Raw genomic sequence first — 14,572 nt, forward strand, 5'->3', positions numbered from 1 at the left:
CATTTTCGTCCGCCACTTACTTCGCCTTGGCGGCTTCCTGAGCCGCGAGCTTCTGTTCCAGATAGTGGATGCTGGTGCCGCCGTCCATGAAGCGGCTGTCATGCATCAGTTCCTGGTGCAGCGGGATGTTGGTCTTGATGCCGCTGACGATCATTTCCGACAGCGCGATGCGCATGCGGCGGATCGCCTGCTCGCGGGTGTCGCCGTAGGTGATCACCTTGCCGATCATCGAATCGTAGTGCGGCGGCACCGTGTAGCCCTGATAGACATGCGAGTCGACACGCACGCCCGGGCCGCCCGGCGGATGGTAGCCGGTGATCTTGCCCGGGCTGGGCGTGAACTTGTACGGGTCTTCTGCGTTGATGCGGCACTCGACCGCATGACCGGTCAGCTTGATGTCGCGCTGCTTGAAACGCAGCTTCTCGCCGGCCGCGACGCGGATCTGCTCCTGCACCAGATCGATGCCGGTGATCAGTTCGGTCACCGGATGTTCGACCTGGATGCGGGTGTTCATTTCGATGAAATAGAACTCGCCGTTCTCGTACAGGAATTCGAAGGTGCCGGCGCCGCGGTACTTGATGCGACGGCAGGCTTCGGCGCAGCGCTCGCCCACGCGCTGGATCAGGCGGGCCGGAATGCCGGGGGCCGGCGCTTCCTCGATGATCTTCTGGTGGCGGCGCTGCATCGAGCAGTCGCGTTCACCCAGATAGACCGCATTGCCGTGCGCATCGGCCAGCACCTGGATTTCCACATGGCGCGGGTTCTCGAGGAACTTCTCCATGTAGACCGACGGGTTGTTGAAGGCCGCGCCGGCTTCGGTGCGGGTCATCTGCACCGCATTGATCAGCGCGGCCTCGGTATGCACGGTGCGCATGCCGCGACCGCCGCCGCCGCCGGCCGCCTTGATGATGACCGGGTAGCCGATGCCGCGCGCGATGCGCACGATCTCTTTCGGGTCGTCGCCGAGCGCGCCATCTGAGCCGGGCACGCATGGCACGCCGGCCGCCTTCATCGCGTCCTTGGCCGACACCTTGTCGCCCATCAGCGTGATCGTTTCCGGACGCGGGCCGATGAACACGAAGCCGCTGCGTTCGACGCGCTCGGCGAAGTCCGCGTTCTCCGACAGGAAGCCGTAGCCCGGATGGATGGCTTCGGCGTCGGTGACTTCAGCGGCCGAAATGATGGCCGGAATGTTCAGGTAGGACTGGCCGGACGGTGCCGGCCCGATGCAGACCGATTCGTCGGCCAGCTTGACGTATTTGGCTTCGGTGTCGGCTTCGGAGTGCACCGCCACCGTGCGGATGCCCAGTTCGCGGCAGGCGCGCAGGATGCGCAGCGCGATTTCGCCGCGGTTCGCGATCAGTATCTTTCCGAACATGGGGCGGTCGCTCAGCCGATGACGAACAGCGGCTGGCCGTATTCGACCGGCTGGCCGTTCTCGACCAGGATGGCCTTCACGACGCCAGCCGCGTCGGACTCGATCTCGTTCATCAGCTTCATCGCTTCGATGATGCACAGCGTTTCGCCGATCGACACGGTCTGGCCGACATCGACGAAGGCCTTGCCGCCCGGCGTGGCGGAACGATAGAAGCTGCCCACCATCGGCGACTTCACGACATGCCCTTCGGGCAGCGCGCTTTCGGCGGGTGCGGCCGGGGCGGCGGCTACCGGGGCCGGTGCAGCGGCAGCGACCGGCGCGGGTGCGGCGACATAAGTGGTCTGACCGACCTGCGCCGGCAGGTGCTTGGCGATCCGGACCTTCTCTTCGCCTTCGGTCACTTCCAGTTCGGAAATGCCCGATTCCTGCACCAGGTCGATCAGTTTCTTGAGTTTGCGCAAATCCATGATGTTTCCCCGCGTGAGCCGGCCTCGTCGGACCGGCGAGTGTTTATTGTTTGCTGCCGAGACGCCGCAGCGCGAACTCGAGCGCCGCTTCGTAACCGTAGGCGCCCAGACCGCACACGACGCCGACCGCGATGTCCGACAGATAGGAGTGATGGCGGAAGGCTTCCCGCGCATGCACGTTCGACAGATGCACCTCGACGAACGGAATGGCGACCGCGGCCAGCGCGTCACGGATGGCCACGCTGGTGTGCGTGTAGGCCGCCGGATTGATCACGATGAAATTCACGCCCTCGCCGCGTGCGGCCTGTATCCGGCTGACCAGATCGCCTTCGTGATTGCTCTGGAAGCATTCCAGCGTGACACCCGCACCGAGCGCGACCACCTTGAGCTTCGCGTCGATGTCGGCGAGCGTCAGATGACCGTAGATTTCGGGTTCGCGAGTGCCCAGCAGATTCAGGTTGGGGCCGTGCAGTACGAGGATGCGACGGGCGCCGGCACCGCTTTCCGCGGCGTCCGGCTGCGTGGCAGGTTTGGTCGCCTTGCGGCGCGTTGTGGGCTGCATGCCGGCAAGTTTGCCGGAATTCGCGTCAGATTGTCCAGCAAGGGTATTCGACCGGGGCCGCGACGCCGCGCGGGCACCGCCGCTCCTTGTCCGGTTCCGGAACGCTTGGGGCGGAGGCGATCCCGGGCCGGCTGATGCCCTGCGCCAGGGTGGACCGCTACCGGGCCCGCGCCTGCAGGATGGCGTCCAGTTCGGCTTCCTTGTAGGCGCCGAGCTTGCGTTCGACGATCTGTCCGTCGCGCGAGAAGATGACGGTAAAAGGCATCGCCTGCTGTGCATTGCCCAGGTCCGACGACAGCTGTATCGCGTCGGCGCCGCCGATCAGCAGCGGATAGGCGATCTTTTCTTCCTGCAGGTAACGCCGCACGTTGTCTGCATTGTCGATGCTGATGCCTACAAATTGAACGCCACGCGACGCGTACTTCTCGGACAGTCGCGAGAAGGCCGGCATTTCTTCCCGGCACGGTGCGCACCAGGTCGCCCAGAAATTGACGACCCGCACCTTGTCGCGCCAGGCGGAGAAGGGCATGGGCCGGCCCTCGGCATCCGCCAGTTTCATTGCTTCCAGCCGTTCCGCGTCGCCAGCGGTGGCCGGGGACAGCGCCGGCAGGCGACTCTTTCCGAACCAGATGCCGGCGACGCCGGCCCCGGCGATCACCGCGGCGATCAGGCCGCGGCGCGTCCATCTGTTCATTCGGTTTCCTCTTCCTTGTCGAGCAGTGCGCGCAGCGATTCCGCGCGCATCCGTTCGCGGCTGCGCGAACGCTCCAGACCGGCCGGGAAGACCGAAAGTTCGACCGGCAGATCGTCCCAGTCGAACAGCAGGGTCGTTTCCGGGCTGTTGCGATCGGGCCGGCGCGGGTCGCGGCTGTCGAAATCGACGCCGTTGTTCAACAGGAAGACTTCGACTTCCTTGGCGCTGTCGGCGAATACCTGCAGTTCGATCGCCGAGAAACGGCCGGCGGTGCCGTCCACCACGCCGCCAGTCGCGTACGGCTTGAAACGATCCAGCTCGACCATCAGTTCGAGCGTCGCGCTGCGCAGCGTGCGCAGCTGTTCAGGCTGCTCGTCGGCGAAGTAGATGGCCTGGTAGTCCCGCACCGCCTCCTCGATTTCGGCGTTGGTGGGCAATTCCTCGTTCGGGCCGATGCCGAGCTGGCGGGCGGCCTTGCGCTTGGCCATGCCGTAGTCGCGCATGCCTTCTTCCGCGATCAGGCGCGCTGCGGCACTGGCGATCTGGCGTCGGATGTTGCTGGGGCGCATGGTCGGGTGCAGCAGGGAAAGGTGAAGCGGGTTGGTAGAATCCTCGGCCATTCTGTCACATCGCTCCACCATGCACATTCACATCCTCGGCATCTGCGGCACCTTCATGGGCGGCATTGCCGCGCTGGCGCGGGAGGCGGGGCATCGCGTCACCGGCTGTGACGCCAATGTCTATCCGCCGATGAGTACCCAGCTGGAAAGCCTGGGCATCGAACTGATCGAGGGCTACGACCTCGGCCAGATCGGTCTGGCGCCGGACGTGTTCGTGGTCGGGAACGCGGTGTCGCGCGGCAATCCGCTGCTCGAGGAAATTCTCGATCGCGGCCTGCCCTATGTTTCGGGGCCGCAGTGGCTGGCCGAACACGTGCTTGCCGGTCGCTGGGTACTCGCGGTGGCCGGCACGCACGGCAAGACCACCACCACGTCCATGCTGGCGTGGATGCTGGAGGCCGCGGGTCTGAAGCCCGGTTTCCTGATCGGCGGCGTGCCGCAGAACTTCGGCGTGTCGGCCCGGCTGGGTGATGCACCCTTCTTCGTGATCGAGGCCGACGAGTACGACACCGCTTTCTGCGACAAGCGCTCCAAGTTCGTGCACTACCGCCCGCGCACCGCCATCCTCAACAACCTTGAGTTCGATCATGCAGACATCTTTCCGGATCTTGCCGCGATCGAAACGCAGTTTCATCATCTCGTGCGCACCATGCCTCGGCTTGGCCTGGTGGTGGCGAATGGCGGTGAAGACGCCCTGAAACGCGTGATCGCGCGCGGGCTTTGGAGCGAAATCGAGTGGTTCAATGGTGCGGCGGGCTGGCAGGTCGAATCGACCGGCGATGAGCTGGCGGTGGTCGGCCCGGCGGGTGAACGGGTGACCGGACGTCTTGCGATGCCGGGCCGCCACAACGCGAACAACGCGCTGGCCGCCATGCTGGCCGCGCGCCACGCAGGCGTTCGGCCGGAGCACGCGCTTGCGTCGCTGTCCGGGTTCGGCGGCATACGTCGCCGGCTGGAGCGGGTGGGTGAGGCCGCCGGTGTGACCGTCTACGACGATTTCGCCCACCACCCGACCGCAATCGACGAAACGCTGGCCGCGCTGCGTTCGGTTGTCGGCCGGTCGCGCATCCTTGCGGTGATCGAACCGCGCTCCAATACGATGAAGCTCGGTGTCATGAAAGCGCGCCTGCCGGCAGCGCTCGAAAAGGCGGATGTCTGTTACTGCCTGGGTGGCAGTGCGCTCGGCTGGGATGCGGCGGAAGCCCTGTCGCCGCTGGGCGAGCGGGCGAAGGTGGGTAGCTCGGTCGATGAGCTGGTGTCATGGATCGCGCAGGATGCCCGGCCTGGAGACCATGTGCTGGTGATGAGCAACGGCGGCTTCGGCGGCATTCACGGCAGGCTGCTCCAGGCGCTCGCCCAGACCCGTTGACGGCACTGACATGGTGCGGGGCAATATTGATAAGGATCAATACCCGTGTTAGCTTATGCCTGTTATGCGGCCAGCAGAAGCCGTATCAAGGGAGATAACACTTTCGGGGCGGTGTGCAGTGTCCGCGGTGTTCAGCCAATCAAACGGTTTCAGCATTGTTGCGCGACGCAACTGTTCGTTGTCGCCGCGTGCGCTTCTGGCTTTCTTCCTCGTTACGGCGGTGTTGTCCCTCACGATCGCGACAGCGTGGGCAATGGCCGGCGTCTGGTGGGTGTTCCCGTTCGCGGGAATCGAAATCGGTGCGCTGGGTATTGCCTTCATCGCGTTCGGCAGGCGCGTGGGTGACTTCGAGCGCATCCATCTCGACGACGAACGTCTCGTGGTGGAGCTGTGCGAGAGGGATCGCGTCTGCAGGCATGAATTTGTGCCCGCATGGGCCCGGGTGGAGACACGGAGGGTAGGCCTGGGCTCCGAAGTTGTCGTGCGCTGCCGCGATCACCAGATCGTGGTGGGGCGCTATCTGGACGAGGGAGGCCGCGAGTTGCTGGCGCGGGAGCTGTCGGCTAGATTGCGGGAAAAACGGTTTTAAGACCGCGGTTTCAGAATCAATCACAACATATATCTGGGGTTGCAATATGGCGCTATCAAGAGGTGGCTCGTCCATCGCCCGTCGGGCATGGGCCGGGATGGGGTTGTTTCTGCTGGCTGGGCTTGCCCAGGCGGAAATGAGGCTCAACCTGCAGGAGCCGATCACCGAACTGGGTCACAAGGTGTATGACCTGCACCTGCTGATGACCATCGTCTGTGGCGTCATTTTCGTCGCCGTTTTCGGCGTGATGTTTTGGTCGGTGTTCGTGCACCGCAAGTCGGCGGGTCACAAGGCCGCCACCTTCCATGAAAGCACCACGGTCGAAATCCTCTGGACCATCGTTCCGGTCTTCATCCTGCTGGGCATGGCCTGGCCGGCGACCAAGACCATCCTGGCGATGCGCGACACCAGCAACCCCGACATCACCATCAAGGCCACCGGCTACCAGTGGAAGTGGGGCTATGACTATCTGAAGGGCGCCGGCGAAGGCATCAGCTTCACCAGCAACCTGTCGACCCCGCAGCCGCAGATCCGCAACGAAGCCGCCAAGGGCACCGATTATCTGCTCGAAGTCGACAACGAGCTGGTCGTGCCGGTCGGCAAGAAGGTGCGCATCCTGACCACCGCCAACGACGTGATCCACGCTTGGTGGGTGCCGGCGCTGGCGGTCAAGCAGGATGCGATTCCCGGCTTCATCCGCGACACCTGGTTCCGTGCCGAGAAGACCGGCACCTTCCGCGGTCAGTGCGCAGAGCTGTGCGGCAAGGACCACGGCTACATGCCCATCGTCGTCAAGGTCGTGACCGAAGAGGAATACGCAGCCTGGACCGAGAAGAAGAAGGCCGAGCAGGCTGCCGCCGCGGACGATCCGAACAAGATGTACACCGTTGAAGAACTGGCTCCGCGCGGCGAGAAGATCTTTGCAGCCAACTGCGCCGCCTGTCATCAGGCCAATGGCCAGGGCCTTCCGCCGGCCTTCCCGGCACTGGATGGTTCCAAGGTCGTCCTCGGTCCGCAGGACGGTCAGATCGACGTGCTGCTGCATGGTCGTCAGGGTACCGCGATGGCGTCGTTCAAGCACATGAGCGACACCGACATCGCCGCCGTGATCACCTACACGCGGAACAGCTGGAGCAACAAGACCGGCGAAGTGGTCCAACCGTCGGACATCAAGATGGCGCGCGAGTAAGCGGCCTCTCTGAACGTTCAGTCAATTTCTAGATTTCGGGAGACATACATGGCTGCGATTCCGGGCGGTGCCGACCACTCGCACGATCATTCGCATGATCACCACCCCAGCGGACTGATGCGCTGGGTCACCACGACCAATCACAAGGACATCGGCTCGATGTACCTGTGGTTCTCGTTCGCAATGTTCATCGTCGGCGGCATCATGGCGCTGGTTATCCGCGCCGAGCTGTTCCAGCCGGGCCTGCAGGTGGTCGATCCTGACCGCTTCAACCAGATGACCACGCTGCACGGTCTCATCATGGTGTTCGGCGCCATCATGCCGGCCTTCGTCGGCTTCGCGAACTGGATGCTGCCGCTCATGATCGGCGCCTCCGACATGGCGTTCGCGCGCATGAACAACTGGTCGTTCTGGCTGCTGCCGCCGGCCGCCATCCTGCTGACCGGCTCGCTGCTGGTGCCGGGTGGTGCCGCCGCTTCGGGCTGGACGCTGTATCCGCCGCTGACCGTGCAAATGGGCATCGGCATGGACATGGCGATCTTCGCGGTGCACATCCTGGGCATCTCCTCGATCATGGGCTCGATCAACATCGTGACCACGATCCTGAACATGCGCGCCCCGGGCATGACGCTGATGAAGATGCCGCTGTTCTGCTGGACCTGGCTCATCACCGCCTACCTCGTTATCGCCGTGATGCCGGTTCTGGCCGGTGCGGTCACCATGATCCTGACCGACCGTCACTTCGGTACCAGCTTCTTCAACGCTGCCGGTGGCGGTGACCCGGTCCTGTACCAGCACATCTTCTGGTTCTTCGGTCACCCCGAGGTGTACATCATCGCGATCCCGGCCTTCGGCGTCGTGTCGCAGGTGATCCCGGCCTTCTCGCGCAAGCCGCTGTTCGGCTACGCCTCCATGGTGTACGCGACCTCGTCGATCGCCATCCTGTCCTTCATCGTGTGGGCGCACCACATGTACACGGTGGGCATGCCGGTGGCCGGTCAGCTGTACTTCATGTTTGCCACCATGCTGATCGCGGTGCCGACCGGCGTGAAGGTGTTCAACTGGGTGGCCACCATGTGGCGCGGCTCGCTGACCTTCGAAACCCCGATGCTGTTCTCGATCGGCTTCCTGTTCCTCTTCACGCTGGGTGGCTTCTCCGGTCTGGTGCTGTCGATGACCGCGGTGGACGTGCAGCTGCATGACAGCTACTACGTGGTGGCTCACTTCCACTACGTGATGGTGGCGGGTGCGCTGTTCTCGGCCTACGCCGGCGCCTACTACTGGCTGCCGAAGTGGACCGGTCACATGTACGACGAGAAGCTCGGCAAGCTGCACTTCTGGCTCTCGCTGATTTTCTTCAACATGACCTTCTTCGTGCAGCACTTCCTGGGTCTGGCCGGCATGCCGCGCCGCATCCCGGACTACTCGCTGCAGTTCGCCGAATTCAACAAGATCTCGTCGATCGGCGCCTTCGGTTTCGGCCTGTCGCAGCTGGTGTTCCTGGTCGTGGTGCTGAAGTGCCTGAAGGGTGGCGAAAAGGCCTCGGCCAAGCCGTGGGACGGTGCTGAAGGTCTGGAATGGACCGTGCCGTCGCCGGCGCCGCACCACACCTTCGAAGTGCCGCCGGTCGTCAAGTGAGCAATCAGGTGACCGGAATGGATGAAGAACTCCGCCGCCGCAACGTGCGTACCGCGTTGTGGCTGGCGGCGACCGCGATCGCCGTGTTCGTGATGTTCATCGTGCGTTACGGAATGTCGTCCCAATGACCGAACCGAGGTCAGGAGCGGAAGAGGCCACCGGCCGCAACCGCTCCACACTGATCCGCCTGGTGGTGTCCGCCTTTCTGATGTTCGGCTTCGGCTACGCGCTGGTGCCGTTCTACGAGAAGCTGTGCCAGGTGCTCGACGTGAACAACCTGAACAAGCAGGACAATGCGCTGCCGCTGAACACCCAGGTGGACCGGTCGCGCAGCGTCACCGTTGAGTTCGACGCCAACCTTCACCGGCTGCCGTGGAATTTCAAGCCGGTGACCGGTTCGCTGGTGGTTCATCCGGGCGAGATCGTGACGGTCGAGTACGAGGTGTCGAACAATCGCGAAAACGCGGTGACCGGTCAGGCCATTCCGAGTTACACGCCGTCCGCGGCAATGCAGTATTTCCAGAAGCTCGACTGCTTCTGTTTCAAGCAGCAGACGCTGGCAGCGGGGGAGACGCGGCGCATGCCGATCGCCTTCCTCGTGTCGCCGTCCCTGCCCAAGGACATCAACACGATCACGCTCTCCTACACCTTCTTCGAGGTGCCGGGCGCAAACGCGGCGAACGTGCAGAGTGAAAAGGCCGGGGGCTGACGCTTGGCCGGGCTGGTGAAAAATGTGGTGACGGTGTTGTCCGCCTTCGTCGGAATCCGCCGTAAGGGCGATCACGACGAGGCGGCGGCCTCGCTGACACCGCTGCAGGTTATAGTCACGGGTGTGGTTGCAGCCGCGCTGTTCGTGATTGCAGTGATCTTGGGTGTAAGAATTCTGATAAGCATCGCTTGAGAGAAACCGGGAAGGAAAAAGACAAATGAGCAGCTCGCATACGCCACAGCAGGCCCCGTACTACTACGTGCCTGCACCCTCGACCTACCCGATCACCGGGTCGATCGCCCTGTTCCTGTTCGCACTGGGTTCTGTGCTGACCATGAACAAGATCAGCGGTGGCGGCTTCGTGCTCGGCGCCGGCCTGCTGGTGCTGTTCTACATGATGTACATCTGGTTCGGCAAAGTCGCCCAGGAGTCCGAAGGCGGTCTGTACAGCAAGCGCGTGGGCGTGTCCTTCCGCTGGGCGATGGGCTGGTTCATCTTCTCGGAAGTGATGTTCTTCGCCGCGTTCTTCGGCGCGCTGTTCTACGCTCGCGTGCTGGCCATGCCGGATCTCGCCAGCCTCGAGCATCAGGCGCTGCTGTGGCCGGACGCCAAGGCCCTGTGGCCGAACGCCGGTCCGGCCTATGACGGTGGTCCCTTCACGCCTATGGGCGCATGGGGCATTCCGGCCATCAACACGCTGCTGCTGCTGACCTCGGGTGTCACGCTGACCTGGGCTCACCACGGCCTGCTGCACAACAACCGTGGCCAGCTGAAGCTGGGTCTGTTCCTGACCATCGCTCTCGGCGCCGTCTTCCTGTTCCTGCAGGGCTACGAATACGCCCACGCGTACTCCGAACTGAACGTCAAGATGACCACCGGCGTGTTCGGTTCCGTGTTCTACATGCTCACCGGCTTCCACGGTTTTCACGTGACTGTTGGTGCAACCATGCTGATCGTGATACTGTGCCGCGTCCTTGCGGGCCACTTCAGCCCGGAAAACCACTTCGGCTTCGAAGCGGTTGCGTGGTACTGGCATTTTGTCGACGTCGTCTGGCTGCTGCTTTTCGTCGTCGTGTATTGGATCTGACGTCAAATCGGGATCTGCGAGGAGGAGAGTGGGCCGGTAAGCAAAGAAGAGCCCTTATAAAATAAACGCTCGGCGCCGCACATCGTGCGGCGCTTTTTTTCGTGCCTAGGTTTCGTGCCGGGAATGATTCCGGTGTCCCGTTGCCCACGTCGTCGGTTGAGGCGTGTGGGCGGGAGGAGGCGCCTGCCGGGTGATGCGGCAGGGCAGAAGGTGCGGACAGGGCGGGGGCGGCCGGCGAGCGCCGGCGCCGAGGGCGTCAGAGCTTGCCGGTGATGAAACCGAAGCGGTAGCCGGCCATCAGCAGGATGAACAGCGTCATCGACAGGCCCACCCGTATTGCCAGCGAACGCAGCATGCGGGTCGAGTTGCCGGTGTCGCGGAACAGGAAAAAGAGGGCTGAACCGAGGCTTGCGAGCACGGTCAGCAGCATGAAGATCACGAGGTAGCGCATCAGAGGAATCCTTGTCTCGGTGAGTCAGTTTACTCGCCGGGAGAGCAACGGCAATGCTTGAGTTCACTTTGGCGGGACGTTCGTTCCGCATTCGCTTCTGGCCTGCGGTGGCCTGTCTGCTGGTGATCGCCCTCACGCTGATGGCGGCACGCTGGCAGACAGCGCGGGCGCATTACAAGCAGTCGCTCGAAGACGCCTACGTGCTGGCGCAGGCGCAGCCGCCGCTCGAACTGACCGCATGGGGTGCAGATGCGCCGCCCGACTACATCCGGGCGTCGGTCAAGGGCACCTGGCGGACTGATGCGCTCATCTTCGCCGACAACCAGGTGAAGGACGGACAGGCAGGGTACGGCGTCTACATGCCGCTCTGTCAGACCGCGACCCGCTGCGTGCTGGTGGCGCGCGGCTGGGTGGGCCACGGCGGCCGGCGCGACCGCCTGCCCACGGTGAGCACGCCGCAGGGCGATCAGCAGGTGGAGGGCGTCGTGACCGCGCCCGCCGGCCGTTTCGTCGAACTGTCGGACGACGCGGTGCAGGGCCGGGTGTGGCAGAACGTGACGGTGGACCGGGCAAGCCGCGCGTTCGGGTTGGAACTTGCGCCCTTCATTCTTGTTCAGGGCGGAGGCGCGGACGACGGACTGCGCCGTGACGCGGTGCGCCCTGATTTCGGCATCAACAAGCACTGGATGTACGCCGCCCAGTGGTACGGCTTTGCGCTGGTCACCCTGGTGTCCGGTCTGTATGCGGCGATGAGAAAAACTGGAGACAAGTCTTGAAGGGCAGGAAGATTCTGATCATTCTGGCGGCGGTCTGCGTACTGCCGCTGCTCGCGTCCTACGCGATGTATTTCTTCTGGCGGCCGGACAGCACGGTCAATTACGGCCAGCTGCTGTCGCCACGCCCCCTGCCCAGCGAAACGCTGACCGCGGTGGACGGCAAGTCCTTTGCGTTTTCCGCGGTGAAGGGACGTTGGACCCTGGTACTGGCCGACGGCGCTGCCTGTGACGCCAAGTGTGAAGAACTTCTGTACTTCATCCGGCAGGTGCGCAAGGCGCAGGGCGAACACCAGGACCGCATCGAGCGCGTGTGGCTGCTGACCGACGGAGCGCAGCCCAAACCGGAGCTGCTGTCGGCGATCGAAGGCATGCACGTGGTGCGCGCCGCCGGCAGCGCGACGCTCGCCGCCTTCGCCACCGATCCGGCGCATCCGCGCGCCATCCATCTGGTCGATCCGCTGGGGCAGGTCATGATGCGCTACCCGGATGATCCGGACCCCAAGAAGATGATCAAGGATTTCCAACGACTGATGAAGTACTCGAGGCTGGGCTGATGAAGACCTATCGCACGCTGCTGCTGACCACCGTAGTCATGACCTTCGCGCTGATCGTGCTCGGCGCCTATGTGCGGCTGTCCGACGCCGGCCTGGGCTGTCCGGACTGGCCCGGCTGTTACGGGCATCCGACCGTGATCCACGCATCCGAACACATTTCCGCCGCGCAGGCCGCCAACCCGGACGGCCCGGTGTCCTTCGCCAAGGCGTGGAAGGAAATGATCCACCGCTACTTCGCAGGCATCGTCGGCCTGTGCATCGTCGCCATCGCGGTGCTGGCCTGGCGGAACCGTCGCGAGCGGGGCGCGTCGCCTGTACTGGCCACCGTCCTGATCGGCGTGCTGGTGCTGCAGGCGCTGTTCGGCAAATGGACGGTCACCATGCTGCTGAAGCCGGCCATCGTGACCGGCCATCTGATCGGTGGCCTCACCGTGCTCACGCTGCTGGTGTGGCTGTACGCCCGGGCGCGTGGCGCCGGCGGGCGCCCGGCCAGACCGGGGCTGCGCACCTTCGCCGCGCTCGCTTTCGTCGTGCTGGCGGCGCAGATTTCGCTCGGCGGGTGGGTGAGCACCAACTACGCGGCGCTGGCCTGTACCGATCTGCCGACCTGCCATGGTGAATGGGTGCCGCAGATGGACATCCGTAACGGCTTCCACATCGTGCGCGAGCTGGGTCAGAGTGCGGATGGCGAAACGCTCACCATGGACGCGCTCACCGCCATCCACTGGATGCACCGGCTGGGCGCAGTGATCGCCGCGCTGGTGATCGGTGCACTGGCGTTCGCGCTGCGCGCCAACCAGCACCGCACGCTGGGCAATGCGCTGCTGGCGGTACTCGTGCTGCAGGTGTCGCTCGGTGTGGCCAACGTCTGGCTCAGCCTGCCGCTGCCGCTGGCCGCCGCGCACAATGGTGGCGCTGCAGCATTGGTGATCCTGATGGTGCTGATAAACTATCGAGTTCGCGCAAACGCGCAGTACTGAACACCCGGAGCCCTGCATGAAAGCCCTGCGGCTTGATCGACAGCCCTTCCAGCTGAAACTGTCCAATTACCTGCAACTCACCAAGCCGCGGGTCGTTTCGCTCATCGTCTTCTGTGCCGTGATCGGCATGTTCCTCGCGGTGCCGTCCGGCCTGCCCGACATGGGCGTGGTGCTGGCGGCCACCGTGGGCATCGCGCTGGTGGCGGGCGCTGCCGCCGCGGTGAACTGTCTGGTGGAACAGAAGATCGACGCGGTGATGGCGCGCACCCGCGCCCGTCCGCTGCCGCGTGGCGAAGTGAATTCCTTCGAAACGCTGGCCTTTTCCGGCGTGGTCGGCGGTGTCGGCCTGTCCATGCTCTACCACTGGGTGAACCCGCTCACCATGTGGCTCACGCTGGGCACCTTCATCGGTTACGCCATCATCTACACCGTGTTCCTGAAGCCGGCCACGCCGCAGAACATCGTGATCGGCGGCGCCTCCGGCGCGATGCCGCCGGTGCTGGGCTGGGCCGCGGTGACCGGCGAGGTGTCCGCGGACGCGCTGCTGCTGTTCCTGATCATCTTCGCGTGGACGCCGCCGCACTTCTGGGCACTTGCGCTCTACCGCACCCAGGAATACGCCAAGGCCGGTCTGCCCATGCTGCCGGTGACCCACGGCGCGGAATACACCCGCCTGCAGGTCTTCCTGTACACCCTCATCCTGTTCGCGGTCACCGTGCTGCCCTTCGCGTCGCGCATGAGCGGCTGGATCTACCTGGTGTCCGCGGCCGTGCTGTCCGGCATGTTCATCGTCTACGCCTGGCGGCTGATGCGGAACTACTCGGACGAACTGGCGAAGAAAACCTTCCGCTTCTCGCTGTGGCACCTGTCGCTGCTGTTCGCAGCGCTGCTGGTCGACCACTACGTGAAGCTGTGAAGCGCCGCTCCTTCATCGCCACGCTGCTGGCAGGGGCGATGGCGTTTGCGCTGGGCGGCTGTGGCCGGTCCGGGCCGCGCTTCCACAGCGTGGACATCACCGGTGCCGAGTACGCCAAGGGCTTCTCGCTGACCGACCACACCGGTGCTGCCCGTACTCTGGCCGACTACAAGGGCAAGGTGGTGACCGTGTTTTTCGGTTTCACCCACTGCCCGGACGTGTGTCCGACCAGTCTGGCCACCATGAAGCAGGCGCTCACGCTGCTTGGGCCGGACGCCGCGCGGGTGCAGGTGCTGTTCATCACGCTGGACCCCGAACGCGATACCGGCGAACTGCTGGCGGCCTATGTGCCGCAGTTCGACCCGTCCTTCGTGGGCCTGCGCGGCGACGCGGCCGCCACTGCGGCAGCGGCCAAGGAATACAAGATCTTCTACCAGAAGGTGGCGGGCAAGACCCCGGACAGCTATACGCTGGACCACTCCGCAGGCACCTATGTGCACGATGCGCAGGGCCATGTCCGGCTGTTCATCCGCCATGGCGAAACACCGCAGAAGATCGCCGACGATCTGAAGGCGCTGCTCGCCCAGGGCTGA

The 14,572-nt window shown here is 64.2% G+C and carries 19 protein-coding genes; 13 read left to right on the plus strand and 6 right to left on the minus strand.

Annotation, left to right across the window (positions count from 1 at the left end; all coding sequences use genetic code 11):
• Positions 1-16 precede the first annotated feature (16 nt).
• From accC to METUNV1_RS10170, 5 genes are all read right to left on the minus strand, one after another.
• Entirely contained in the window at positions 17-1,378 is a 1,362-nt protein-coding gene (accC, locus tag METUNV1_RS10150) for an acetyl-CoA carboxylase biotin carboxylase subunit (protein ID WP_008061391.1), read from the minus strand.
• A gap of 11 nt (positions 1,379-1,389) precedes the next feature.
• Positions 1,390-1,845, minus strand: coding sequence for an acetyl-CoA carboxylase biotin carboxyl carrier protein (gene accB / locus METUNV1_RS10155; RefSeq protein WP_008061392.1), 456 nt, complete (start codon positions 1,843-1,845; stop codon positions 1,390-1,392).
• 43 nt (positions 1,846-1,888) lie between these two features.
• Complete coding sequence (gene aroQ, locus METUNV1_RS10160) at positions 1,889-2,407, minus strand: type II 3-dehydroquinate dehydratase (RefSeq protein ID WP_008061393.1); 519 nt, start codon at positions 2,405-2,407, stop codon at positions 1,889-1,891.
• A 157-nt stretch (positions 2,408-2,564) separates the two neighbouring features.
• On the minus strand, positions 2,565-3,101 hold the full coding sequence (locus METUNV1_RS10165) for a TlpA family protein disulfide reductase (RefSeq protein WP_008061399.1): 537 nt from the start codon (positions 3,099-3,101) through the stop codon (positions 2,565-2,567).
• On the minus strand, positions 3,098-3,721 hold the full coding sequence (locus METUNV1_RS10170) for a hypothetical protein (RefSeq protein WP_008061400.1): 624 nt from the start codon (positions 3,719-3,721) through the stop codon (positions 3,098-3,100). The genes METUNV1_RS10165 and METUNV1_RS10170 overlap by 4 nt, the downstream gene beginning before the upstream one ends.
• Positions 3,722-3,740: 19 nt before the next feature.
• Here METUNV1_RS10170 and mpl point away from each other — a divergent pair, with 19 nt between their 5' ends.
• The 8 genes from mpl (at position 3,741) to METUNV1_RS10205 (ending at position 10,302) form a co-directional block, all read left to right on the plus strand.
• Complete coding sequence (mpl, locus tag METUNV1_RS10175) at positions 3,741-5,090, plus strand: UDP-N-acetylmuramate:L-alanyl-gamma-D-glutamyl-meso-diaminopimelate ligase (RefSeq protein ID WP_008061401.1); 1,350 nt, start codon at positions 3,741-3,743, stop codon at positions 5,088-5,090.
• A 118-nt stretch (positions 5,091-5,208) separates the two neighbouring features.
• A complete protein-coding gene (locus tag METUNV1_RS10180) occupies positions 5,209-5,679 on the plus strand; it encodes a DUF2244 domain-containing protein (protein ID WP_232416328.1) in 471 nt (156 codons plus the stop codon).
• A 136-nt stretch (positions 5,680-5,815) separates the two neighbouring features.
• A complete protein-coding gene (coxB, locus tag METUNV1_RS10185) occupies positions 5,816-6,868 on the plus strand; it encodes a cytochrome c oxidase subunit II (RefSeq protein ID WP_008061403.1) in 1,053 nt (350 codons plus the stop codon).
• Positions 6,869-6,916: 48 nt separating this feature from the next.
• Positions 6,917-8,506, plus strand: a complete 1,590-nt coding sequence (gene ctaD / locus METUNV1_RS10190; protein ID WP_008061404.1) for a cytochrome c oxidase subunit I — start codon at positions 6,917-6,919, stop codon at positions 8,504-8,506.
• 17 nt (positions 8,507-8,523) lie between these two features.
• Positions 8,524-8,634 (plus strand): cytochrome oxidase small assembly protein, encoded by a 111-nt coding sequence (locus METUNV1_RS19975; RefSeq protein WP_008061405.1) that lies wholly within the window; start codon positions 8,524-8,526, stop codon positions 8,632-8,634.
• Positions 8,631-9,215 (plus strand): cytochrome c oxidase assembly protein, encoded by a 585-nt coding sequence (locus tag METUNV1_RS10195; RefSeq protein WP_008061406.1) that lies wholly within the window; start codon positions 8,631-8,633, stop codon positions 9,213-9,215. Before METUNV1_RS19975 ends, METUNV1_RS10195 begins: the two co-directional genes overlap by 4 nt.
• 3 nt (positions 9,216-9,218) lie before the next feature.
• Complete coding sequence (locus tag METUNV1_RS10200) at positions 9,219-9,407, plus strand: DUF2970 domain-containing protein (protein ID WP_043359658.1); 189 nt, start codon at positions 9,219-9,221, stop codon at positions 9,405-9,407.
• A gap of 25 nt (positions 9,408-9,432) precedes the next feature.
• Positions 9,433-10,302: a cytochrome c oxidase subunit 3 gene (locus METUNV1_RS10205; protein ID WP_008061407.1), complete on the plus strand. Its 870-nt coding sequence runs from the start codon at positions 9,433-9,435 to the stop codon at positions 10,300-10,302.
• Positions 10,303-10,558: 256 nt separating this feature from the next.
• On the opposite strand, the gene METUNV1_RS10210 is transcribed toward METUNV1_RS10205, so the two are convergent.
• Entirely contained in the window at positions 10,559-10,753 is a 195-nt protein-coding gene (locus tag METUNV1_RS10210) for a twin transmembrane helix small protein (RefSeq protein WP_008061410.1), read from the minus strand.
• A gap of 53 nt (positions 10,754-10,806) precedes the next feature.
• Here METUNV1_RS10210 and METUNV1_RS10215 point away from each other — a divergent pair, with 53 nt between their 5' ends.
• Genes METUNV1_RS10215 through METUNV1_RS10235 form a run of 5 tightly spaced genes read left to right on the plus strand, consistent with a single transcriptional unit; the run spans position 10,807 to position 14,572 of the window.
• Positions 10,807-11,529, plus strand: coding sequence for an SURF1 family protein (locus tag METUNV1_RS10215; RefSeq protein WP_008061412.1), 723 nt, complete (start codon positions 10,807-10,809; stop codon positions 11,527-11,529).
• Positions 11,526-12,083, plus strand: a complete 558-nt coding sequence (locus METUNV1_RS10220; protein WP_008061414.1) for an SCO family protein — start codon at positions 11,526-11,528, stop codon at positions 12,081-12,083. The genes METUNV1_RS10215 and METUNV1_RS10220 overlap by 4 nt, the downstream gene beginning before the upstream one ends.
• Positions 12,083-13,063 carry a COX15/CtaA family protein gene (locus METUNV1_RS10225; RefSeq protein ID WP_008061415.1) on the plus strand — a complete coding sequence of 327 codons (981 nt, stop codon included), beginning with the start codon at positions 12,083-12,085 and terminating at the stop codon, positions 13,061-13,063. Before METUNV1_RS10220 ends, METUNV1_RS10225 begins: the two co-directional genes overlap by 1 nt.
• Before the next feature lie 16 nt (positions 13,064-13,079).
• A complete protein-coding gene (gene cyoE / locus METUNV1_RS10230) occupies positions 13,080-13,979 on the plus strand; it encodes a heme o synthase (RefSeq protein ID WP_008061417.1) in 900 nt (299 codons plus the stop codon).
• Positions 13,976-14,572 (plus strand): SCO family protein, encoded by a 597-nt coding sequence (locus tag METUNV1_RS10235; protein ID WP_008061419.1) that lies wholly within the window; start codon positions 13,976-13,978, stop codon positions 14,570-14,572. Before cyoE ends, METUNV1_RS10235 begins: the two co-directional genes overlap by 4 nt.

The sequence above is a fragment of the Methyloversatilis universalis FAM5 genome (assembly GCF_000214035.2).
GTDB lineage: Bacteria > Pseudomonadota > Gammaproteobacteria > Burkholderiales > Rhodocyclaceae > Methyloversatilis > Methyloversatilis universalis.